Here is a 23,090-nt window from a genome sequence, read left to right as displayed (position 1 = left end):
CCGGACTTGGGGACATTATTTATAAACAACCCGGGTGCTGCACATGATGTCGTGCAGCGTTTTTTTCTCTCCGAAGGCACCCATGATGAATCCGATATAAAGAATGAGCTTGGATATGATATAGGCGAAAGCGCGTCCGAAGGCCTGGCCGATGGAAATGCGTCCGCCATCTTCATTGACGACCTTAAGGCCGAGCAATGCTTTTCCCAGGGTCCCCTGCATCTTTGAGGCTGTGAGCAGGCTGAAATATAAGATGCTGATTACAAAAGAGCTCACAAGAATCGGGATGACGCCGAACACCAGAAAAGAGATATTAAACTGATTTTCGGTCATGAAGGGGTCAGCCGCCGCAACGCCTGCCGCAAATAAAAAAGAGACCATAAATTGTATGATAAAAATCGGAATTCCTATGATGATTTGATCAATGACGTAAGCCAGAAACCGAATCCAAAATCCTGCCGGTCTTTCCATGTATCTTTTTCTCTCCCTTGCTTTAATCTGGAATATTATACGTAATCATTCCGGATTTTGCAACGGAGCTTAAGCTTCTGCGAGCAGCCTCTTTCCCCATGCCAAGCGTCCCATGATCAGCCCGAAAGCCAGAAGGGCAAACATGATGCCGCACCACATCAGCTGATGGATTCCCAAATGTGAAATAAACCAGCCGCCCGCCGCCGTTCCGATGGTGATGCCGAGGTTGGAAAAGGAGACAAACAGGCTGTTGCCGAATTCGGGCGCCTCCTTTGCTTCCGCAGTAAGCCATGTCTGGCTGACAATGAGACCGCCGGAATGAACGGCGCCCCATACGAAGACGAGGACGGCCATCGGCGCGAAAGAGGTCCCAAACCCGTATATGAGCAAGTAGGCGGCTGTATAAAGAAGCGGAAACAGGATGACGGTCTTTTTCATATTTTTATATAACAAAGCACCGAAGACGAAATTCCCGGCTATCATAATCACCCCGAAACTCATCAGCATGAAGCTGACCCATGTGCCGATCATATGGGACACCCGCCCGAGGTACTCCGCAAAATAGCTGTAGACAGAAAACATGGCCGCAAAGAGACAGGTGACGGCAGCGATATTGAGCCACAAAGCCGGTTTGCGAAGAATGCCGAGCTGGCTTCTGAAAGACATTTTTTCTGTGACCGGCATGGATGGCAAAAAGAGAAGAATGCCCGTGAACGCGATGAGACTGATGATAGCGCCGAATAAGAAGGCGGCTTCAAGAGAGAGACGATCCGCCAGATAAGACGTGAAAGGCACGCCGAACGCAAAGCCGGCGGTGATGCCTGAAAAGACTTTCGTTACGGCTTTTCCGGATTGGCCGGCGGGGACAAGCCGGGCCGCGGCCGCAAGCGCTACAGAAAAGAACACCGGGTGGCATAAAGCCGGAATGATCCGAAACGCCAGCATGACATTGAAATGCGCCGTATACGCGTAGACCGCATTTGAAACGGCAAACATCAGCACCGCTAAAAGCAGAATGTATTTCCGGTTTATACCTGAAGCAAGCAAGGTCAAAAACGGTCCCGACACAGCGACGATGAACGCGAAAATACTGACAAGCCACCCCGCTTTTGAAGCAGAAATATGAAATCTGTCCGCCACTTGCGGAAGAACGCCGATAATGCCCATCTCGGTCGTGATAATCCCGAAAACCCCTAGTGCCAAAAATAGAATGAAGATGGAGCTGCTTTTTTTCATTGTTATGTATGCCTCCTTTTATTTAACTACATATATAGAAAAATAGATATGTTAGAACAAAAAAAGCCCTCCTTTCATGGTTATAGCTGGTGCTGGACATAGTCAGCAAAGGCTTTAATTTGTTTTTCATTTCTTCTGTAATAGGTCCACTTTCCGATTCGTTCGGATTCCAGCAGGCCGGCTTTTTGCATCGTCAGCAGGTAGCTGGAGATGACGGACTGCGCAAGCCCTGACTTTGCCTGAATATCACCGACGCAAATTCCGGTGCGGAAACTGAGTCCCTGATCAAGATAAGGTCTTTCATCAAAATGGTCTTCCGGGTGTTTAAGCCACGTCATAATATCACTTCGTGTTTTGTTAGATAACGCTTTATGAATCAATATCGGTTCCATAACGTTTATTATATCTATTTTTCTGGATTTGTAAATTCGTTTTTGACAAAACATTCTCAAATTAAGTAAATATCGTGCTAAAATATAACATATTATCAGATTACCGGTAAAAAAGCCGGGTTATTGTCAGGAGGATATTCACATGAATCAAAAGAAAAAAGGTGCGGTTGCGGTGACCTTGCTTTCCGCTCTGATGTTTTGTTTATTGCCGGTCCTCGTCTCGCTTTCTCCGCTTGCAGAAACGGGGCCGAACGCGAATCGTTTTAATTCCGCGGGCATGTGGGCCGCCGTCGGTCAGATCCTTGTTATATATGCGGTCCCGCTCATTATGTATATTCTCGGTGTTCGTGGCATGAAAATCATCATGGCTGTTTTTTGCGGGATCGGGCTTATCATTTGCGCGGCTGTCTTGTTGGTGGCGTTATTGACCGCAATTTCCTTAGGGCAGGAGCTGTCTCTTTATTACGGTCTTTTCGTTTGGTCAGGCGCGGCTTTCATCGTCAATGTGGTGTGGTATATTGCCGCGTTTCGATCATCCCCGAAGCATCAGCAGGCTATGTGACATTTGTTCTATAAATCTACCGAAAATACAAATATTTCATAGGATGATTATGGTATGATGAAAGCGGTATAGCAGTTTTTAATAGAAACGGGAGGAACTGACATTGAAAAAAAAGACAGCTTCATTGCGAATGAAAACATTGGCGGCCGGCGCTGCGGTTGCTGCGGCTTTATCTGTGGGGGCGGTTTCTGATCTGCCGGGGGCAAAATGGCTGCATCCGGCGGCTGCTCAAGCCGCGGAAACGGTATTTAAACAAAATCATGCGGCATCCGGTTTCTTGGCGGGACGGTATGACGCGCAGGCGATGTCTCCGACGATGTTCAACTGGTCAAGGGAAAGCCGGTTTACAAGCACTGCCGATGGCGCGTTAAAATGGGAAAAGAATGTTCCGGCCACCCCTCAAAACGGTGCGGGAGCCGCGGTTGACGGGGACGGCACCGTATTTATTCAATCAAAAGACGGGAAGCTGACGGCGTATCATCCGGACGGTACTGTGAAATGGGTGACGGAAAACCTCGGGACGACCTATACGCTGACTCCGGTGCTCGGAACAAACGGTGTCATTTATCTTCCTTCTCACGATAAAAAACTGTATTTCATCGACAAAGAAACCGGAAACATTTTAACATCGGTTCCGCTGAGCGGAGCGCCGAGTTCCGATGCGGCTATCGGCTCTGACGGCACGCTGTATGTGTCGACGCTGGATAACTATATCTATGCGATTAAACCGACGTCGCCTTCGACATGGACGCAGAAGTGGAAATTTAAAACAAACGGCGTGGTCGGCTCCGCTCCCGTGTTAGCATCAAACGGCACTTTGTATACGGCAACGTACAATAATATCTTTTACGCGATCAATTCCGGAACGGGCCAAGTGAAATGGTCAAAAACGACGTCCAACGGGTTTAAAGGTTATCCGGTTATTGATAGAGACGGCACCGTTTACGCCGGAAACCAGGACGGCAACTTATACGCCTATACATCAACGGGTGCTGTAAAGTGGACGTTCCCGTTAAACGGTTTCTCCAGCTCTTCATTAGCGATCGACCATAACGGCAATGTGTACATCGGTTCGGGAAGCGGCGAGCTGTTTTCCATCAGCAAAACCGGTAATATGAACTGGTCTTTCTATACGGACGGGCCTGTGAGAACGGCGCCGCTGATTGATGCGGACGGCAATGTGTACTTCGGCTCTGACGATAAAAACGTCTATGCGGTTGACGCTGACGGTAATGAAAAATGGCGCTATCAAACAGACAGCAATGTCATTTCCTCCCCGGTTCTGGCTGAAGACGGCACGCTCTACGTCGGCACTTATACGAAACTGCTCGCATTCGGGGCAAAAAAATAATAAAAAAGAATCCGCGCACGCGGATTCTTTTTTTTATTTAGAGGCTTGAATGAATACGCCTTTTTCATGAGAGAATTCTTTAAAGCCGTACACACCGTGATATGAACCAATCCCGCTCGTATTGACACCGCCGAACGGAAGGTTGACGTCAGTGAAATGAACGACGACATCATTGACAGAAGCATTGCCGGACGTCGTATGCTGCAGAACATAATCGATCAGCTCCTGATTATGGCTGAATACATACAAGGCAAGCGGCTTGTCCCGTTCAGTGATGTAATCAACGGCTTCACTGATATCTTCGTAATTCATAATCGGCAGAATCGGTGCGAAGATTTCTTCCTGCATGATCTTCATATCAGGCGTGACGTTTGTCAGCACGGTCGGAGAAATCGTGCGGTCATGAGCATCGAATACGCCGCCGAACGCCGTTTTCGCCCCTTTTTCAATGGCATCATCATACAGGGCTTTGACACGGTTAAAGTTGCGGTCATTGACAATCTGCGTGAATTTGTTGCGGTCAACCGTATGATCATCCTCCATAAAACCTGCATTGACAATGGTGTGGAGAAGATCTGTAAAGGTGTCCTGTACATCTTCCTTCATAAGGAGATAGTCAGGGGCGATACATGTTTGCCCCGCATTGACAAATTTGCCGACGGCGATTTTTTTCGCCGCGTCCATCAAATCATAGCCGCTGTCGATGATCGTCGGGCTCTTTCCGCCAAGCTCAAGCGTGACGGACGACAAATGCTTCGCCGCTGCCGTCATGACGATTTTACCGACATTCGTGCTTCCGGTGAAGAAAATGTGGTCAAACGGCTGGTCGAGCAGTTCTGTCGCGACATCGACCTCACCTTCAAAAATGGCGACTTCTTCTTCGTGAAATGCCTCGCGAATAACTGTCGCGGCGATATGGCTCGTCTCCATCGTAAAATCGGACAGCTTCACAATCGCGCTGTTTCCCGCCGCAATGGCAGCCGCAAGCGGAGCCATCGTCAGCATAAACGGATAATTCCATGGGCCGAGAATTAAGGTAAGGCCTTTTGGCTCGTACATTAATACGCCGTCAGCGTCGGGGCTGACGGATGAGCCGACGCGTTTCGGCGCCATCCAGGTGTCGAGATTGTTCATATTATCTTTAATCGCCTTGATCGTTCCCTGCGTTTCCGCTCTTTTCACCTCATGATAAGGCTTGCGGACGTCCCGTCTGATCGCCTCGATGATTTCTTCTTCATGTGCGGTGACGGCATCTAAAAAGCGCTGAAGCTTTTCTCTGCGCTGCCCGGCTGTTGAAGCACGCAGCGTTTTTTGATTTTTTTTCTGAAGCGCAAAGACGCGTTTGATGTCTGCTTTTATATGCTGATCCATCGGTTTTCCTCCTCTGGTTGCTTTTTTATTTCTTCAGGGCCTATTATAATGTGATGTGTTTTTGCGGCAAAGACAGCGTAAACGCATCTATACGTTACCGTACAAATTGCCGTGATCTGTCTAATGAAAGGAGTGTCTCTTATGCCGGATTCTATGACAAATGACATCAAACAAGCGCTTTTGGCCATGCTTGGAGAGCGGGATATCCGCCGTGTGACCATGAAGGACATCGCCGAACGGGCGCACGTGAGCCGGGGGACACTGTACCTTTATTACGAAGATAAATATGCGATTTTAGAGGATATAGAGGAAGAAATGAAAGACGGGCTGAGCGAAGCGCTGTATGATTCGCTGAAGAATAAAGATGTGCTTCATTTACAGGGCGGATGGCAAAAAGTGCATCCGACACTGTCTTTTGTTGACCGGCACCGGGTGTTTTTTCAAACGATGATGGACCGTCATAAAATGCCGTATTTTCACGTTCATGCTTTTTTAAAAGATGTGTTCCGGCATGATGTGCTGCTGTCACCGGTCAATGCGGATTTCTCACCGACTGAACAGGATATGTACATTCATTACCGCGCGTTATACACATATGCCATTGTGTTGTACTGGCTGAATGAGGAGCCCGGGGCATCCCCGGAAGAAATCAGCGGACAGGTGTGGGATTTGATTTCTCAAAAACGGTTTTACTGGCTGTTCGGCCGCCGGGTGCCGGAACAAGAAGAAAAAAAGCCCGCCGACCGCCGGGTGACAAGGACGAGGCAGGCCTTGCAAGAAGCCATGATCGGCTTAATGGCGGAAACAAAAGAGTACGCGGCGATCACGATTTCCGATATTGCCCGTCAAAGCAACCTCCGCCGTGCCACTTTTTATGACCATTACGCCAACAAAGAAGCATTGCTGAAAACGATCATCCATCAATCATGCCGGGATCTGATCGGATTATTGACGGTAAAAGGAGATCCTGCCGACTGTTCCGTGGAAGAAGCGGAAGCCGCGCTCGTCCGTCTCTTTTCGGCACTGTCGGACGGCCTTCCGCTCGTTCATTTTCTGAGAGAGGGTTCAGGAGTGCCTGACGTCATCCCGGAAATGTTCAGAGCGCTGCAATCGTTTTATCTTCATCAGCCTCTGCACATTCAGGCGGGCAAAAAGCTCTATGCATACTATGTCGCGTCCATGCTCGTCGGTCTGATTCAATATCGTCTTCATGAAGGAAAAGACCACGCGCCGGATATGCTGGCCCGGGAGTTTCTGCAGTTTTTGGATGTGAAGAAGTATCGGGTGATTTTGCTGTGAGGATGATGAAAAAGAACTCGGCCGAAAACAGGCCGGGTTCTTTTTTGCTGTTTTCTTTGAGAAGTGCAGATATGAAAGAAACCTTCCATATGACGCCTGATCAGCATTCTGCCGCCAAACATGACAAATGTCATATTCGGGGCATGATGGCTGCTACTACAACCGCGTCGGGCGCCCCGTTATACTTGAGGTCATAATGAAAAAGAAGGGACATGACATTCATGATCAATCACGCCGCAACTCAAAAACAAGCGTCTTTAAAAAAGCAGGTTGCCGCATTTTCCGGCGCCGATACAAAGCATAGTATCATTCAGCTTTTCAACACGTTTGTGCCGTTTTTTGCCCTTTGGTTTCTTGCTTACTTCAGCCTCAATGTCTCCTATCTTCTGACCCTCGCCTGTACTGTTATAGCAGCGGGATTTTTGACAAGAATCTTTATTATTTTCCACGACTGCTGCCACCAATCCTTTTTCAAACAAAAGAAGCTGAACCGGCTGTTCGGGTTTATTTCAGGTGTGCTGACACTGTTTCCGTTCCTTCAATGGCAGCGCAGCCACTCCATTCATCATGCGACGAGCAGCAACTTAGATAAACGGGGCACCGGCGATATTTGGATGATGACCGTCAAGGAATACAACGAAGCGTCAGCCTGGACAAAAATACGCTACAGACTTTATCGCAATCCGTTTATTATGTTTATTCTCGGCCCGATTTACGTATTTCTGATTAAAAACCGTTTCAATGTAAAAGGCGCCCGCCGCAAGGAGCGCTGGAACACCTATTTCACGAACGCGGCGATTGTCTTATTGGCTGCTGCGACGTGCCTGCTTCTCGGCTGGGAAAACTTTTTGCTTGTTCAGGGTCCGATTTTCCTTATTTCGGGGTCAATCGGCGTCTGGCTCTTTTATGTTCAGCACACGTTTGAGGATTCTTATTTTGAAGCCGATGAGCATTGGGATTATGTGCAGGCCGCGGTAGAAGGAAGCTCCTTTTACAAGCTGCCGAAGCTTTTGCAATGGCTGACGGGCAATATCGGCTATCATCATGTCCACCACTTAAGTCCGAAAGTGCCGAACTACAAGCTGGAAGCCGCTCATGAGGGACACGAGCCTTTAAAAAACGTACCGACCATTACGCTTAAAACAAGTCTTGAATCCATGAAATTCCGTCTGTGGGATGAGGACGAAAAGCAATTTGTCACCTTTCGGGAGGCGCGGAAAACACCGGCGCCCCATCCGGTGCCGAAAGAACCTTTAAAGAAAAATGCCTGATACGGCGCACGGCTCTTTCTCTTATCAGAAAGAGCCTTCTCTTCATGCGTGAGGGTGCAATGAAGGCGGTGTTTTGATAAAGTGATGGTAGACACAAGCAGCAGAAGGTGGAACAAAGATGAAGAAGTATTTTAAATTTCAAAAACTGAACGGGATTTCTCCTTATATATGGACGATTTTTTTCATCCTGCCTTTTTATTTTATTTTTAAAAGCTCTTCTACCTTTGTCATCGTGGCCGGCATCATTTTCACGCTCGTTTTCTTTGGCGCATACCGCTTTGCATTTGTTGCAAAAGGCTGGCCGCTTTACTTATGGGCGCTTCTTCTGATCGGCATTTCGACCGGCTCAGCCATGCTGTTCAGTTATATTTATTTCGCCTTCTTTATCGCCTACTTCATCGGCCATATCCGAGACAAAGTTCCATTTTACATCTTATATTACATTCATATCATCAGTGCGGCGGTTGCCGTCAACTTCAGCCTTGTTCTGAAAAAAGAATGGTTTTTGACACAAATTCCGTTTATCGTCATTACACTGATCAGTGCCATCCTGCTTCCGCTCAGCATTCGAAGCAGAAAGGCACGGGAGCGCCTTGAGGAGAAATTAGAATATGCAAATGAGCGAATTGCCGATCTTGTGAAGCTGGAAGAAAGGCAGCGCATCGCCCGGGACCTTCACGATACACTTGGACAAAAGCTCTCCTTAATCGGACTGAAAAGCGACCTTGCCCGAAAGCTGATATATAAGGATCCTGAACAGGCCCGCGCTGAGCTGAAAAGCGTGCAGCAGACGGCCCGCACTTCCTTAAATGAGGTCAGACAAATCGTCTCATCGATGAAAGGCATCCGATTGAAGGATGAGCTCGGCAATGTTCGGCAAATTCTTGAAGCGGCAGGAATTGAATTTGTGTATGAAGAAAAAGAAGCGCCCAAACATATCTCTTTGCTGAACGAAAACATCGTCAGCATGTGCATTAAAGAAGCCGTCACCAATGTCGTGAAACACAGCGGCGCAAAAGTATGCCGCATCACCATTCAGCAGCTTTGGAAAGAGGTTGTCATTACGGTAGAAGATGACGGCAGCTTTCAATGCAGAGAAGACCGCTTTTTTTCAAAGGGGCACGGCCTGCTTGGAATGAGGGAACGTCTTGAATTCGCAAACGGCAGTTTAGCCATCGATACAGCCGCCGGAACAAAGCTGACCATGAGAATCCCGAATGATTCAAAATCAAAAGAAAAGGATGGTAGCAGATGATCAACATCTTCATTGCCGAGGATCAGCAAATGCTGCTCGGCGCACTCGGTTCGCTGTTGAATTTAGAAGAGGATATGACGGTTGTCGGCAAAGGCACAAGCGGCCAGGATGCCATCGATTTCGTGGGAAAACATGCGCCCGACATCTGTCTGATGGATATCGAAATGCCTGGGAAATCAGGTCTTGAAGCGGCAGAAGAACTCAAGGACAGCGGTGTGAAAATCATCATTTTGACGACCTTTGCCCGCTCCGGCTATTTTCAGCGGGCGCTAAAAGCAGGCGTCAGCGGGTACATGCTCAAGGACAGCCCGAGCGATGAGCTCGTCAGCGCCATCCGCAGCGTCATGAAAGGGAGACGCGTCTATGCACCTGAATTAATGGAGGACATTTATAGTGAAGAAAACCCGCTGACCGAACGGGAAAAAGAGGTGCTCGAGCTTGTCGCAGACGGAAAAAACACGAAAGAAATCGCAAACGCCCTCAGCATCAAAAGCGGCACAGTCCGCAATTACGTTTCGATGATTCTGGATAAACTAGAAGTGAAAAATCGAATTGAAGCCATTACCCGATCAAAGGAAAAGGGCTGGTTTAAGTAACCCGCCCTCAGCTTGTTCAGCCAGTGTTTTTTTTACACTGGCTTTTTTTATTATCTATCGTCACTCCGTCTCTTCCTTCCACTTCTTATCAATCAGCATTTTCCCCGGCCAAGTGTAAGCCATGATGCCGCCGTCTGCGGTGATGTCTTCTCCCGTGACGTAAGAGCTGTCGTCTGAAGCGAGGAAGAGCGCGACAGCCGCCATTTCTTCCGGTTTTCCAAGCCGGCCGAGCGGCGTGATCCATTTGTTGGCTTCACGGAACGCCTCGCCCATTTCGTCTTCTTTCGTGCCTGCCAATTTATCAATGAGCGGCGTTTCAATTGTGCCCGGCGATAAGGAATTGACGCGGATTCCGCTTCTGGCGTAATCAATGGCCATCGCTCTCGTCAGGTTCGTGATTCCGCCTTTTGCGGCGTTATAGCCGGAACGGTCAAGGTCTGCGGCCCGGCCGGACATGGAGGAGGTGTTGATGATGGAGCCTCCTTTTTCGAGCATGAGCGGAATCAGGTATTTGCTGCACAGAAATGTGCCGCGCAGATCGACGGCGATGATCCGGTCAAAAAGCTCGATCGGGTATTCATGGACTTTGCCGCCCTCTTGGTCAACACCGGCATTGTTAAACAGAATATCAATTGTTCCGTACTTTTGCTGAATGCCGTCTGCAAAAGACTTTACGTTTTCTTCATCTGATACATCAAGGTGAAAGGCTTCTGCTTCTCCGCCGTTTTTTCTGATGGCGCTGACGGTTTCATTCAGTTCGCTTTCATTGATGTCACCGCAGATCACGCGGGCGCCTTCATCGGCGAAAACCCGTGCCGTCGCTTGTCCGATGCCTGTCGCGGCCCCTGTGATGATTGCGGTTTTGTCTGTTAATCTTCCCATAATGCGATTCCTCCTTTTTCTATATCTGTTCCCGCTGAATAGGGGGATAAACATACGGAGGTTTGTTTCTAAATACCTATTAAATATGTTAATATTATGTATATACATCATTGGGAGGTTTACATATTTTGAAGATACAGCATAAGAAGGAGATAGCGTTTTATTGTTATGCCATTGTTCCTATGGGATTTGTGATTTACACCGTTATCTCTATTCTGTTTCAGGACATCACGTTTCCTCTCACTGTAAGAAATGTTCTGCATGAGTCTTTGCGAAACTTGGGATCTCTTATCTTATTTAGTTTGTTTTTCTACCCGTCATACATATGGATGAAGAAGGAATTCGGCCGCCGGAAAGAAGCAGAGAGGAGAGGATGATCAACATTCTCTCTTTTTTATTGATAAAATGGGTGAAATGAATCCATTAACATGTTAAATTTACAATATATGCATCTGCTAATCCTAGTTGACAATTGTCACTGTATATGATAAATAGATGCTGAAAAGATTTTACATAACATCAAAGCATAATTAAAGGAGAGATCTGAAGTGCGGAAAAAAAAGTTTAAAGCAGAATCCAAGCGATTGCTGGACATGATGATTAACTCCATTTACACGCAGAAGGAAATTTTTCTCCGCGAGTTAATTTCCAACGCGAGCGATGCGATTGACAAAATCTATTACAAGGCGTTAACCGATGATTCATTAACGTTTGATCAAGACAATTACTATATAAAAGTGACGGCGGACAAAGAAGCGAGAACGCTCACCGTCACAGATACCGGTATCGGGATGACAAAAGACGAGCTTGAACAGAATCTCGGCACGATTGCGAAAAGCGGTTCACTCGCTTTCAAGCAAGAAAATGACTCGAAAGACGGCCATGACATTATCGGCCAGTTCGGCGTCGGATTTTATGCGGCGTTTATGGTGGCTGATAAAGTCACGGTGAAAAGTAAGGCGCTCGGCAGTGACGAGGCGTATGTATGGGAGTCGGAAGGGGCTGCCGGCTACACGATCGCGCCGTGTGACAAGGAAACCGTCGGTACGGAAATCACCCTGAAAATAAAAGAAAACACAGAAGATGAAAGCTATGATGAGTTTTTAGAAAACTACCGCATCAAAGCGATCGTGAAAAAGTACTCTGATTTTATCCGCTACCCGATCAAAATGGAAGAGACGGTCAACAAGCCGAAAGAGGGCAGCGAGAACGAATTTGAAGAAGTTCAGGAAGAACAGACGGTCAACAGCATGGTTCCGATCTGGAGAAAAAACAAAAGCGAGCTGACGGATGAGGATTACGAGGCTTTTTACGCCGAGAAGCATTACGGTTTTGATAAACCGCTGACCCACGTGCATATCAGCGTCGATGGAGCGGTGCGCTACAATTCGATTTTGTTTATTCCGGAAAACATGCCGTTTGACTATTATACGAAGGAATTCGAAAAAGGATTGGAGCTGTATTCCAACGGCGTGCTGATCATGAACAAATGCGCCGACCTGCTTCCGGATCATTTCAGCTTTGTAAAAGGCATGGTGGATTCTGAGGATCTGTCGCTGAACATTTCCAGAGAGATGCTGCAGCACGACCGCCAGCTGAAGCTGATTGCGAAAAACATCAATAAAAAAATCAAAGCCGAGCTGAAGAGCCTGCTGAAGAACAAAAGGGAAAAATACGAATCTTTCTATGAATCTTTCGGCAGACAGCTGAAATTCGGCGTCTATAATGATTTCGGCGCGAATAAAGACGTCTTAAAAGATCTGCTTCTCTTCTATTCATCTAAGGAGAAAAAGCTCGTCACTCTGGACGAATATGTGTCCAGAATGCCTGAGGATCAAAAATATATCTATTACGCGTCCGGCGATTCATATGAGCGGATTGAAAAGCTGCCGCAAACTGAAATGGTGGCGGACAAAGGCTACGAAATTTTATATTTCACGGAAGATATTGATGAATTCGCGATCAAAATGCTGACAAGCTACGAGGAAAAAGAGTTCAAATCCGTCTCAAGCGCCGACTTAGGCATCGACAGTGACGAAGATGATAAGCAGACTGAAGCCGAAGAAAACGAATATAAAGACCTGTTCGAAAGCATGAAAGAGATTCTTGCGGATAAAGTCAAGAATGTCAGAGCCTCAAAACGCTTAAAATCTCATCCGGTCTGCTTTGCGACAGACGGCGAAGTGACGATCGAAATGGAGAAAGTGTTAAACGCCATGCCTGACAGCCAGCAGGTCAAAGCGGAAAAAGTGCTGGAAATCAACCCGAATCACGAAGTGTTTGAGACGTTAAAGAACGCGCACGGACAAGATCGGGAAAAGCTTGCATTGTACACAAACCTGCTGTACAATCAGGCGCTTCTGATTGAAGGGCTGCCGATCCATGATCCGGTCGAGTTTACGAATGATATCTGCAAAGTCATGGTATGACGCTAAAAAGGAATCGCCCAGCGGGGGCGATTCCTTTTTTGATTACAGTGTGCGCTGTTTAAGAATTTGATTTTGTTTGCTGCGCTTCTTTAAGGAGAACCGTTTTTTCAGGTGCGTTTCGATTTCTTCTAAACTTCTGCCCTTCGTTTCAGGAACGATGTAAGCGGCAAAGAAGAAGGATGTAAGGCAGATGACTGAGAATATTCCGAACACCCAGCCGATGCCCATTGCGCTCAGCATAAGCGGGAATACCAGTGAAACGATCAGGTTGGTTGCCGACAGAATCAATGTCGTAAATCCGGTTGCGGCTCCGCGTGCGTTTGACGGGAACAATTCCGGCATCAGGACCCATACGACGGGACCCCATGTCGCCTGATAAAAGACGATATAGATTCCGAGAAACAGCACGGTCAGCCAAGCTGTTGAAGCTGACAGGCCGGCCAGAAGGAGAATGGCTGATAGTGACGCCAGGCTCAAGGTAATGCCGACACTTCCCCACATCAGCAGTTTTTTCCGGCCGATCCGGTCAATTAAGATCATGGCGGTGATACACATGATGACGTTTAAGACACCGATGCCCATCGTGCCGAGAACGGACGCCGAAGTGCCGAGTCCGGCCTTTGTAAAGATGGTCGGCGCATAGTAAATCACCGTGTTGATACCGACCGCCTGCTGGAAGATGGCGAGGCCGATCCCGATCAGCAGCATAGGACGGATCCATTTTGCTTTCAGCAAGCCGAGCGTAGATTCTTTTTTCTCGGCTTCTCCTTGTTTCATTTCCGCCAATTCAACGGCGATATCCTCTTTGTCGTGAGTCATTTCCATGACTTGTCTGGCTTCCTGCTCACGGCCGCGTTTGACGAGCCATCTCGGAGATTCCGGCATAAACGCGATTCCGATTAATAAAAGCGCCGCCGGTACTGCCGCGAGACCGACCATCCAGCGCCAAGCTTCAAACGGGGTGAATATGTAATTCACAATATATGCGAGTAAAATTCCGGTTACAATCATTAAGTTATTCAATGTGCCGAGCGTTCCGCGTATTTTTGTCGGCGCCATCTCAGATAGATAAACGGGAACCAGCGCCGTTGAGCCTCCGACGGCTAACCCGAGTATGACACGGGAGATAATCAGCATGGTGACGGTTTGCGAAGCCGCACAGGCAAGCGCGCCGATAATAAAAATGAGTGAAAGGACGAAAACCACTTTTCTCCGGCCCCATCGGTCAGAGCATGTCCCGCTTAAGGCGGACCCGAAAATCGCACCGAGCAGCAGCATGCTGACGACCAATCCCTCGGTCAGCGTGTTTAAAGGAATATCATTGTTAATAAATAACAAAGCCCCTGAAATCACACCGGTGTCATAGCCGTAAAGCAGCCCGCCCAATGCTCCGAAAAAGTAAATCAGGTATTTTTTGGTGTTTTTCTTCACAGATGATCCTCCTCATCTTTTGGAACGCATAATAGTTTATTTAGATAACTATTTCATTCCCCGAAGAGAAAAATATAAACATAAAAAAACACGCCCTTTCAAAAAGGCGTGTTTTTTTTCTTAGGAAAACAGCTTGTCAATAAACGCGATTTCTTCAGCAGATAGCGTAATGGAGGCTGCTTTCATGTTGTCTTTTAATTGATCCGCGCGTTTGGCGCCCGGAATCAGGATATCGATTTCAGGTCTCGCCAAGTACCAGGCAAGCACGATATGCGCCGTATCGGCATTGTGCTTTTCAGCAATCGGTTTGAGCTGGTTGACTTTTTTGATGTTTTCTTTAAACTGCTCCCCTTGGAAATGCGCCTGATCGTTGCGCAGGTCGCCTTCCGGGAAGGTTGTGTTCTCGTCGTATTTGCCGGCCAGCAGTCCGGATACGAGCGGGAAGTACGGAATGAATGAGATGCCGTGTTCTGTCGTATAAGGGAAGAAAGTCTTTTCCGCCTCACGGTTCAGCAGGTTGTATTCTCCTTGAATCACGTCGACTAAGCCGTCTTTATTAGCTTCTTTCAGCTGCTCCAAAGAGAAATTGGATACGCCGATGGAACGGATCTTTCCTTCTTTTTTCAGCTCATTCAATGCTTGAACGGCTTCGTCCTTCGGCGTGTGCTCATCCGGGAAATGGATGTAGAATAAATCGATGTAATCCGTCTGCAGCCGTTTCAGGCTGTCTTCGACCGATTGTTTCAAAAAGGCCGGTGAGTTGTCGAAAACAAAGTCATCGCCTTCTTTTCTGTGAGCGGCTTTTGTGGCGATGAAGACATCCTCGCGGTTATATTCTTTCAGCACCTCGCCGATCAATTCTTCAGAACGGCCCACTCCGTAAATATAGGCGGTATCTAACATGGTAACGCCGCTTTTAATCGCTTCCCGGACCAATTCTTTTCCCGTTTCTTCATTCAGATTCGGATAGAGATTGTGTCCGCCGACCGCATTTGTTCCCAAACCGATCGGAAATACCTTTAGGTCAGTTTTGCCGATTGTTACTTTGCTCATGTTTTCGCCCCCTGAAAAAATTGGATATCATAGCGCCTGCCGGGAAAATACGGCAGCGTTCTCTATTAACTATAACGCTATGCCAAGTGAATGTCGATTTGGTGCTCTTGGCAATACTTCGTATATTCCTCATCGAGCTGCTGAGAAGTGACGATGCTGTGAAGCCGGTCGAAAGGCGCGTATGTCAAAAGCGTGGATTTGCCGAATTTGGAATGATCCGCGAGCAGATACACTTCGTTCGCCTTTTCGGAAATTTTCTTTTTCACCTCGTATTCCAGTAAGTCGGAATTCGTCAGGCCGTGGGTGATCGTTGTCCCGGTAGCGGACATGAACGCCTTGTTAATGTTGTATTTATTGAGTGTGCTCGGATCATCAATGCCGACAAACGACCTTGTCTTCCGTTTATAGTTATTGCCGATGATGATCAGGTCGATATTTTTCATGGATGAAGCGGCGTTAATAATATCAAGGCTGTTCGTCAACACCGTTACATTCTTGTCGGGATCAAGCGTCTCCAGCATCGATTTGGTCGTCGTGCCGGAATCAATAAATACAAGATCGTGATCCTCGATAAACCGCGACGCATAGCGGGCGATTTTGATTTTTTCATCCTGATGTTGAATGGTGCGGTTCTCAAAAGGGACGAGCACAGATTTTTCTGCTGACGTCACGCCGCCGTACACCTTTTTGATCACCCCTTTTTCCGCAAGCTTATTAATATCGCGTCTGACCGTGTTTTTAGAGACGTTGAATACTTCGCACAGCTCATCCAGCGAAGTGGCTCCGTGTTTGAGAATGTATTCTTCCATCTCCTGAATCCGCATCAGTTTCATAAAAAAACTCCTTCTAGAATTCTTAAAGTAATTAAAATATATAATAAACACCAAGAGTTAATCAATAGTTACTTAACAAATGATAAAAAAGAGGGTTCCCACTGTACGATTCGACACGGTTCTCCAAGTTCCTGTTTTCCCGCTTAAAAAAAGTATGATAAAAATAATGAAAAAATTTTGATTTTTTAGATTGACTTGAAGGTGTGTTGGGCTTACAATGTAACCAAGAAATGACCAAAATATAACCTGTAAAATCAAAAGTGAAAGATGTAATCGTTTGCTTTATCCGGCACATGACCAACTTTTACATGAAAAGATTGGGAGCCACCATCATTTTAGCATTTGTAAGCGTTTAATTCATGTCTTTTATATGTAAAAGATGAATATATTCATCCGTTATTACCCAGGGATGTTTACTATTTAAGGAGGCAATGAGAATGGCAGAGATCAGAAAACTGAAAAACTACATCAATGGTGAATGGGTTGAAAGTAAGACAGATCAATATGAAGACGTTGTCAATCCGGCTACAAAAGAAGTGATGTGCCAGGTTCCGATTTCTACGCGGGAGGATGTGGAATACGCCGTCCGCTCAGCGTCAGAAGCGTTTAAAACATGGTCGAAGACGGCAGTGCCGCGCCGTGCGAGAATTCTATTTAACTATCAGCAGCTTCTCCAGCAGAACAAAGAAGAGCTTGCCCGTCTGATCACTTTGGAAAACGGTAAAAACACGACAGAAGCACTCGGTGAAGTGGGACGCGGAATTGAAAACGTCGAATTCGCAGCAGGCGCGCCGTCACTCATGATGGGCGATTCACTTGCCTCTATCGCCACAGATGTAGAGGCGGCGAACTACCGCTATCCGATCGGGGTGGTCGGCGGTATCGCACCGTTCAACTTCCCGATGATGGTTCCCTGCTGGATGTTCCCGATGGCGATTTCATTAGGAAACACTTTTATTCTGAAGCCGTCTGAGCGCACGCCGCTGTTAACGGAAAAACTGGCAGAGCTGTTTGAACAGGCCGGTCTGCCGAAGGGCGTCTTCAATGTCGTGCACGGCGCGCATGACGTCGTAAACGGCATTCTTGAGCATCCGGAGATTAAAGCCATCTCATTCGTCGGTTCAAAACCTGTCGGCGAGTATGTTTTCAAAAAAGGCAGCGAACATTTGAAACGCGTTCAGGCGTTAACGGGCGCAAAAAACCATACGATCGTGTTAAATGACGCCCACCTTGAAGATACGGTCACAAACATTATCGGCGCGGCATTCGGTTCGGCAGGAGAGCGCTGCATGGCATGCGCGGTCGTGACGGTTGAAGAGGGAATCGCCGATGAGTTTATGGCAAAATTACAGGAAAAGGCCGCAGACATCAAGATCGGAAACGGACTGGATGACGGCGTGTTCTTGGGCCCGGTCATCCGCGAGGACAACAAAAACCGTACGCACAGCTATATTGAAAAAGGCATCGAAGAAGGAGCGAAACTGCTTTGTGACGGCCGTGAACATGTAACGGAAGACGGCTATTTCGTCGGACCGACGATTTTTGACAACGTGACGACGGATATGACGATCTGGAAAGATGAAATCTTTGCGCCTGTTCTGTCGGTCATGCGTGTGAAAAATTTAAAAGAAGCGGTTGACATCGCCAACCAGTCTGAATTTGCGAACGGCGCCTGCCTATTCACGTCAAATGCGAACGCGATCCGCTACTTCCGTGAGAATATTGACGCGGGAATGCTCGGGATCAACCTTGGCGTCCCGGCGCCGATGGCATTCTTCCCGTTCTCGGGCTGGAAGTCTTCTTTCTTCGGCACATTGCACGCAAACGGAAAAGACAGCGTCGACTTCTATACACGTAAAAAAGTCGTGACGGCACGATACCCGTCTCCTGACTTCAATTGATCAGACAGCCGGCCCGGACGGCTTTGTGATTCCGTCCGGGTTTTCTTTTACCATCCATTAAGGAGGAATAAACATGAGTCATTTGCTGCGCAAACCGCAGGCCGATGAAATTTCTCAAGGCGTGACCATCATACATGACGTCACTTCAGCCAATTCAGACCTCAAATACGTCGGATTTAAAGTCGTTGATCTCGCTCCCGGCTCAACCTATACAGAAGATTTGAAAAAGACGGAGTGCTGCATCGTTGCGGTAACTGGAAAAGTTACCGTCACTGATTATGATCAGACATTTGAAAGCATCGGCACCCGTGAAAGCGTATTTGATAGAAAACCGACGGACAGCGTTTATGTGTCCAATGACCGCTCTTTTGGAATCACAGCCGTCAGCGGGGCGAGGGTCGCGCTGTGCTACTCTCCGTCCGAACACCAGCTTCCGACAAAGCTGATTAAAGCGGAAGACAACGGTGTGGAACATCGCGGCAAGCTGGCAAACAAACGAACCGTTCATAACATTCTCCCCGATTCAGATCCATCGGCAAACAGCCTTCTCGTTGTTGAAGTTTACACGGACAGCGGCAACTGGTCGAGCTACCCGCCTCATAAACATGACCAAGACAATCTGCCGGCTGAATCATTTTTAGAAGAAACCTATTACCATGAAACGGACCCGCCGCAGGGATTTGTCTTCCAGCGTGTGTACACGGACGACCGCTCGATTGACGAGACGATGACCGCAGAAAATGAAAACGTTGTCATCGTGCCGGCGGGCTATCACCCGGTTGGTGTTCCGGACGGGTATACCTCTTACTACATGAATGTAATGGCGGGACCGACACGAAAATGGAAGTTTCATAATGATCCGGCCCATGAATGGATTCTGGAACGCTGACAAGTGAGGAGTGGCAGATAACGATGAAATATACGTTTAATGAAGAAAAAGAGTTTGATATTGTCGCGATCGGACGCGCGTGTATTGATTTGAACGCGGCGGAATACAACCGGCCGATGGAAGAAACGATGACGTTTTCTAAATATGTCGGCGGCTCCCCGGCAAATATTGCGATCGGCAGCGCTAAGCTCGGATTAAAAGCCGGTTTTATCGGCAAAATCCCGGATGACCAGCACGGCAGATTTATCGTTTCTTATATGCAGGAAAAGGGCGTCGATACGTCACAAATGACCGTTGACAGAGAAGGACGCAAAGCCGGGCTCGCTTTTACGGAAATTCTCAGTCCTGAAGAGTGCAGCATTCTGATGTACCGGGATGACGTGGCGGATTTGTATCTAGAGCCGTCCGAAGTCAATGAAGGCTACATCGCAAACGCGAAAATGCTGCTCGTATCAGGTACGGCGCTTGCGAAAAGCCCGTCGCGCGAAGCCGTCTTAAAAGCGGTGCAAATCGCAAAAAAACATGACGTAAAAGTCGTGTTTGAGCTCGACTACCGTCCGTATACATGGCAATCGGCAGAAGAAACAGCCGTGTACTACACGCTGGCGGCGGAACAATCCGATATCGTCATCGGTACGCGTGACGAATTTGACGTAATGGAAAACCGCAGCGGCGGAAATAACGATGAAACCGTCCGCCATTTGTTTGCGCACTCCGCCGACCTTGTCGTCATTAAGCACGGCGTTGACGGATCATACGCATACAGCAGATCGGGAGAAGTTTTCCGGGCGCACGCCTATAAAACAAAGGTGCTGAAGACCTTCGGAGCGGGTGATTCCTATGCGTCAGCTTTCATCTACGGACTGGTCAGCGGCCGGGATATTGAAACGTCTTTAAAATACGGGAGCGCTTCCGCTTCCATCGTCGTCAGCAAACACAGCTCCTCAGAAGCAATGCCGGCTGCCGGTGAAATCATCGAACTGATTGAAGCGCAGCACAGTCTTAACGGTAAATAGAACGTATAAAAGGTGGGATCGTTTGTGGGTAAGACAATTCGCTTAACGACAGCACAAGCGCTGATTCAATTCTTGAACCGGCAGTACATTCATGTTGACGGAAAAGAAGAGCCGTTCGTTGAGGGCATCTTCACGATTTTCGGCCATGGAAATGTGTTGGGGATCGGGCAGGCGCTTGAGCAGGACGCCGGGCACCTGAAAGTCTATCAAGGCAAAAACGAACAAGGCATGGCGCATGCCGCGATGGCATACAGCAAGCAGATGCTGAGAAGAAAAATTTACGCGGTATCGACATCGGTCGGTCCGGGTGCCGCTAACTTGACGGCTGCCGCGGGTACGGCGCTGGCCAATCATATCCCGGTGCTGCTGCTTCCGGCCGATACCTTTGCGACGAGGCAGCCTGACCCGGTGCTTCAGCAGGTGGAGCAGGAATACAGCGCCGCCGTCACGACAAACGATGCGTTAAAGCCCGTGTCCCGCTATTGGGACCGCATCACCCGCCCCGAGCAGCTGATGAGCAGCTTAATCCGGGCATTTGAAGTGATGACAGATCCGGCAAAAGCGGGCCCGGCGACCATCTGCATTTCTCAGGATGTAGAGGGAGAAGCATTTGATTTTGATGAAAGCTTCTTTGAAAAACGTGTTCATTACATTGATCGGATGCAGCCGAGCGAGCGTGAGCTGAAAGGCGCCGCGGAGAGAATTAAGGAGAGCAGCCGTCCCGTCATTTTAGTGGGCGGCGGCGCGAAGTACTCCGGCGCGCGTGAGGAATTAATCGCGCTTTCTGAAACATACGGCATTCCGCTTGTCGAAACGCAGGCCGGCAAGTCAACAGTTGAAGCCGATTTTGCCAACAATCTGGGCGGCATGGGCATCACGGGCACACTCGCCGCAAACAAAGCCGCCCGCCAGGCTGATCTGATCATCGGTGTCGGTACACGGTACACGGACTTTGCGACATCCTCGAAAACGGCGTTTGATTTTGACAAAGCAAAATTTTTGAATATCAATGTCAGCCGCATGCAGGCATACAAACTTGACGCGTTTCAGGTCGTAGCCGATGCGAAAGTGACGCTCGGCAGGCTGCACGGCTTATTAGACGGATATAAAAGTGCATTCGGCACGGCGATTAAAGACTGGAAAGATGAATGGCTGGCTGAACGGGACCGGCTCGGCAAGGTCACTTTTACACGTGACGCGTTCAAGCCGGAAATTAAAAACCATTTCTCACAGGACGTGTTAAACGAGTATGCCGACGCGCTCGAGACTGAGCTGCCGCAAACAACGGCGCTGTTGACCATCAACGACACGATTCCTGAAGACAGCGTCGTCATCAGTTCGGCGGGATCTCTTCCGGGCGATCTGCAGCGGCTGTGGCATTCCAACGTCCCGAATACGTACCATCTGGAGTACGGCTATTCCTGCATGGGATATGAAGTATCGGGCACGCTCGGCCTCAAGCTGGCTCATCCCGACAAAGAAGTCTATTCACTCGTCGGTGACGGAAGCTTTCTGATGCTGCACTCAGAGCTGATTACCGCGCTTCAATATAACAAAAAAATCAATGTCCTGCTCTTTGACAACTCCGGGTTCGGCTGTATCAACAACCTGCAGATGGATCACGGGAGCGGCAGTTATTTCTGCGAGTTCCGCACAGAGGACAATCAGATTTTAAACGTTGATTACGCGAAGGTGGCAGAGGGCTACGGCGCTAAAACATACAGAGCCAATACGGTTGAAGAACTGAAAGCGGCGCTTGAAGATGCGAAAACGCAAGAGGTATCCACTTTAATTGAAATGAAGGTTCTGCCGAAAACGATGACGGACGGCTATGACAGCTGGTGGCATGTCGGCGTGGCGGAAGTGTCTGAGCAGGAAAGCGTTCAGCGGGCATACGAAGCGAAAGAGATGAAGCTGAAGTCTGCGAAGCAGTACTAGAGGGGAGGCATCACGATGGGCAAACAAAATATTTTGTGGGGCATCGCTCCCATTGGGTGGCGCAATGACGATATGCCGGAGATCGGAGCCGGGAATACGCTGCAGCATTTGTTAAGCGATATTGTTGTCGCCGGTTTTCAAGGTACGGAAGTGGGAGGGTTTTTCCCTGAACCCTCCGTCCTCAATAAGGAGCTGGCTCTCCGGAACTTGCGGATTGCGGGGAAATGGTTCAGCAGCTTTATCATTCAAGACGGTATTGAAAAAACGGCTGAACAATTTACAGAACACTGTGATTATTTGCAGAAAGTCGGAGCGGATGCCGCCATCGTTTCTGAACAGACGTACAGTGTCCAGGGCTTGGATATTGATGTATTTAAGAAAAAACCGCACTTCTCAAATGAAGAATGGGATACACTGTGCCAAGGCTTGAACCGTCTCGGGAAAATCGCTGACGAATACGGGCTGGAGCTCACGTTTCATCATCATCTCGGCACAGTCGTCCAGACGGCGGAAGAAGTTGACCGGCTGATGGATGGAACGGACCCGCGGTATGTCCATTTACTTTATGATACCGGCCATGCCTATATCTCAGACGGAGACTATATGACGATTCTCAACAAGCATATGGATCGGATCAGACACGTTCATTTCAAGGACGCGCGGTTTGACATTATGGAGCGGTGCAGACAGGAAGGCAAGTCATTCAGGCAGTCGTTTTTACAGGGCATTTTTACGGTGCCCGGAGACGGATGCATCGATTTTACCGAAGTGTACCAAACGCTCGTCCGTCATGATTATTCAGGCTGGATCGTCATTGAAGCCGAACAAGACCCGGCAGTCGCCAATCCGCTTGAGTACGCGCTGATTGCGAGAAAGTACATCGACAGTGAATTGCTTGATCCTGCAAATTAGAG

At 48.2% G+C, this 23,090-nt stretch carries 21 protein-coding genes; 13 read left to right on the top strand and 8 right to left on the bottom strand.

Annotated elements, in window-relative coordinates; translation table 11 throughout:
- Positions 1-15: 15 nt before the first annotated feature.
- The 3 genes from AC2CGA_RS11095 to AC2CGA_RS11085 form a co-directional block, all read right to left on the bottom strand.
- The gene (locus tag AC2CGA_RS11095; RefSeq protein ID WP_004393190.1) at positions 16-471 is read right to left on the bottom strand and encodes an RDD family protein; all 456 of its coding nucleotides are present in this window, start codon (positions 469-471) and stop codon (positions 16-18) included.
- 69 nt (positions 472-540) lie between these two features.
- On the bottom strand, positions 541-1,707 hold the full coding sequence (locus AC2CGA_RS11090) for an MFS transporter (protein ID WP_043867576.1): 1,167 nt from the start codon (positions 1,705-1,707) through the stop codon (positions 541-543).
- 80 nt (positions 1,708-1,787) lie between these two features.
- Positions 1,788-2,099 carry an ArsR/SmtB family transcription factor gene (locus AC2CGA_RS11085; RefSeq protein ID WP_007407855.1) on the bottom strand — a complete coding sequence of 104 codons (312 nt, stop codon included), beginning with the start codon at positions 2,097-2,099 and terminating at the stop codon, positions 1,788-1,790.
- A gap of 142 nt (positions 2,100-2,241) precedes the next feature.
- On the opposite strand from AC2CGA_RS11085, the gene AC2CGA_RS11080 reads away from it, so the two are divergent.
- Together AC2CGA_RS11080 and AC2CGA_RS11075 are read left to right on the top strand one after the other, a co-directional pair.
- Positions 2,242-2,661 (top strand): DUF5391 family protein, encoded by a 420-nt coding sequence (locus AC2CGA_RS11080; protein WP_004393203.1) that lies wholly within the window; start codon positions 2,242-2,244, stop codon positions 2,659-2,661.
- A gap of 130 nt (positions 2,662-2,791) precedes the next feature.
- Positions 2,792-4,012 carry an outer membrane protein assembly factor BamB family protein gene (locus AC2CGA_RS11075; RefSeq protein WP_088005523.1) on the top strand — a complete coding sequence of 407 codons (1,221 nt, stop codon included), beginning with the start codon at positions 2,792-2,794 and terminating at the stop codon, positions 4,010-4,012.
- Positions 4,013-4,045: 33 nt separating this feature from the next.
- Here the strand turns inward: AC2CGA_RS11075 and AC2CGA_RS11070 are convergent, their stop codons facing one another.
- Positions 4,046-5,383, bottom strand: a complete 1,338-nt coding sequence (locus tag AC2CGA_RS11070) for an aldehyde dehydrogenase family protein (RefSeq protein WP_139885499.1) — start codon at positions 5,381-5,383, stop codon at positions 4,046-4,048.
- A 141-nt stretch (positions 5,384-5,524) separates the two neighbouring features.
- On the opposite strand from AC2CGA_RS11070, the gene AC2CGA_RS11065 reads away from it, so the two are divergent.
- From AC2CGA_RS11065 to AC2CGA_RS11050, 4 genes are all read left to right on the top strand, one after another.
- Positions 5,525-6,682, top strand: a complete 1,158-nt coding sequence (locus AC2CGA_RS11065; protein WP_139885498.1) for a TetR/AcrR family transcriptional regulator — start codon at positions 5,525-5,527, stop codon at positions 6,680-6,682.
- 221 nt (positions 6,683-6,903) lie between these two features.
- Positions 6,904-7,953 carry a Delta(5) desaturase DesA gene (gene desA / locus AC2CGA_RS11060; protein ID WP_139885497.1) on the top strand — a complete coding sequence of 350 codons (1,050 nt, stop codon included), beginning with the start codon at positions 6,904-6,906 and terminating at the stop codon, positions 7,951-7,953.
- Between the two features lie 118 nt (positions 7,954-8,071).
- A complete protein-coding gene (locus AC2CGA_RS11055; RefSeq protein ID WP_004393210.1) occupies positions 8,072-9,208 on the top strand; it encodes a sensor histidine kinase in 1,137 nt (378 codons plus the stop codon).
- The gene (locus AC2CGA_RS11050) at positions 9,205-9,804 is read left to right on the top strand and encodes a response regulator transcription factor (RefSeq protein ID WP_004393211.1); all 600 of its coding nucleotides are present in this window, start codon (positions 9,205-9,207) and stop codon (positions 9,802-9,804) included. The genes AC2CGA_RS11055 and AC2CGA_RS11050 overlap by 4 nt, the downstream gene beginning before the upstream one ends.
- 60 nt (positions 9,805-9,864) lie before the next feature.
- Here the strand turns inward: AC2CGA_RS11050 and AC2CGA_RS11045 are convergent, their stop codons facing one another.
- Positions 9,865-10,686 carry an SDR family oxidoreductase gene (locus AC2CGA_RS11045; protein WP_139885496.1) on the bottom strand — a complete coding sequence of 274 codons (822 nt, stop codon included), beginning with the start codon at positions 10,684-10,686 and terminating at the stop codon, positions 9,865-9,867.
- A gap of 128 nt (positions 10,687-10,814) precedes the next feature.
- Between AC2CGA_RS11045 and AC2CGA_RS11040 the strand changes: the two genes are divergently transcribed.
- Together AC2CGA_RS11040 and htpG are read left to right on the top strand one after the other, a co-directional pair.
- On the top strand, positions 10,815-11,063 hold the full coding sequence (locus AC2CGA_RS11040; protein WP_014306134.1) for a hypothetical protein: 249 nt from the start codon (positions 10,815-10,817) through the stop codon (positions 11,061-11,063).
- Between the two features lie 171 nt (positions 11,064-11,234).
- Complete coding sequence (gene htpG / locus AC2CGA_RS11035) at positions 11,235-13,115, top strand: molecular chaperone HtpG (protein ID WP_004393216.1); 1,881 nt, start codon at positions 11,235-11,237, stop codon at positions 13,113-13,115.
- A 42-nt stretch (positions 13,116-13,157) separates the two neighbouring features.
- Here htpG and AC2CGA_RS11030 read toward each other — a convergent pair whose 3' ends face one another.
- The 3 genes from AC2CGA_RS11030 to AC2CGA_RS11020 form a co-directional block, all read right to left on the bottom strand.
- Positions 13,158-14,546 (bottom strand): sugar porter family MFS transporter, encoded by a 1,389-nt coding sequence (locus AC2CGA_RS11030; RefSeq protein ID WP_038460470.1) that lies wholly within the window; start codon positions 14,544-14,546, stop codon positions 13,158-13,160.
- Between the two features lie 120 nt (positions 14,547-14,666).
- Complete coding sequence (locus AC2CGA_RS11025) at positions 14,667-15,599, bottom strand: aldo/keto reductase (RefSeq protein WP_014306133.1); 933 nt, start codon at positions 15,597-15,599, stop codon at positions 14,667-14,669.
- A 77-nt stretch (positions 15,600-15,676) separates the two neighbouring features.
- Positions 15,677-16,432: a DeoR/GlpR family DNA-binding transcription regulator gene (locus tag AC2CGA_RS11020; protein WP_004393223.1), complete on the bottom strand. Its 756-nt coding sequence runs from the start codon at positions 16,430-16,432 to the stop codon at positions 15,677-15,679.
- Between the two features lie 437 nt (positions 16,433-16,869).
- Here AC2CGA_RS11020 and iolA point away from each other — a divergent pair, with 437 nt between their 5' ends.
- From iolA to iolE, 5 genes are all read left to right on the top strand, one after another.
- Complete coding sequence (gene iolA / locus AC2CGA_RS11015; RefSeq protein WP_014306132.1) at positions 16,870-18,333, top strand: methylmalonate-semialdehyde dehydrogenase; 1,464 nt, start codon at positions 16,870-16,872, stop codon at positions 18,331-18,333.
- A gap of 73 nt (positions 18,334-18,406) precedes the next feature.
- Positions 18,407-19,222 (top strand): 5-deoxy-glucuronate isomerase, encoded by an 816-nt coding sequence (iolB, locus tag AC2CGA_RS11010; protein ID WP_004393229.1) that lies wholly within the window; start codon positions 18,407-18,409, stop codon positions 19,220-19,222.
- 23 nt (positions 19,223-19,245) lie between these two features.
- Positions 19,246-20,238, top strand: a complete 993-nt coding sequence (iolC, locus tag AC2CGA_RS11005; RefSeq protein WP_014306131.1) for a 5-dehydro-2-deoxygluconokinase — start codon at positions 19,246-19,248, stop codon at positions 20,236-20,238.
- 24 nt (positions 20,239-20,262) lie between these two features.
- The gene (gene iolD / locus AC2CGA_RS11000) at positions 20,263-22,176 is read left to right on the top strand and encodes a 3D-(3,5/4)-trihydroxycyclohexane-1,2-dione acylhydrolase (decyclizing) (protein ID WP_014306130.1); all 1,914 of its coding nucleotides are present in this window, start codon (positions 20,263-20,265) and stop codon (positions 22,174-22,176) included.
- Positions 22,177-22,191: 15 nt separating this feature from the next.
- Positions 22,192-23,088, top strand: a complete 897-nt coding sequence (gene iolE, locus AC2CGA_RS10995; RefSeq protein ID WP_484480192.1) for a myo-inosose-2 dehydratase — start codon at positions 22,192-22,194, stop codon at positions 23,086-23,088.
- Positions 23,089-23,090: the final 2 nt, after the last annotated feature.

This window comes from Bacillus sp. SYZHCR11 (assembly GCF_057196865.1).
The sequence above is the reverse complement of the archived record's forward strand: the minus strand, read 5'-3'. Positions and strand labels throughout refer to the sequence as shown.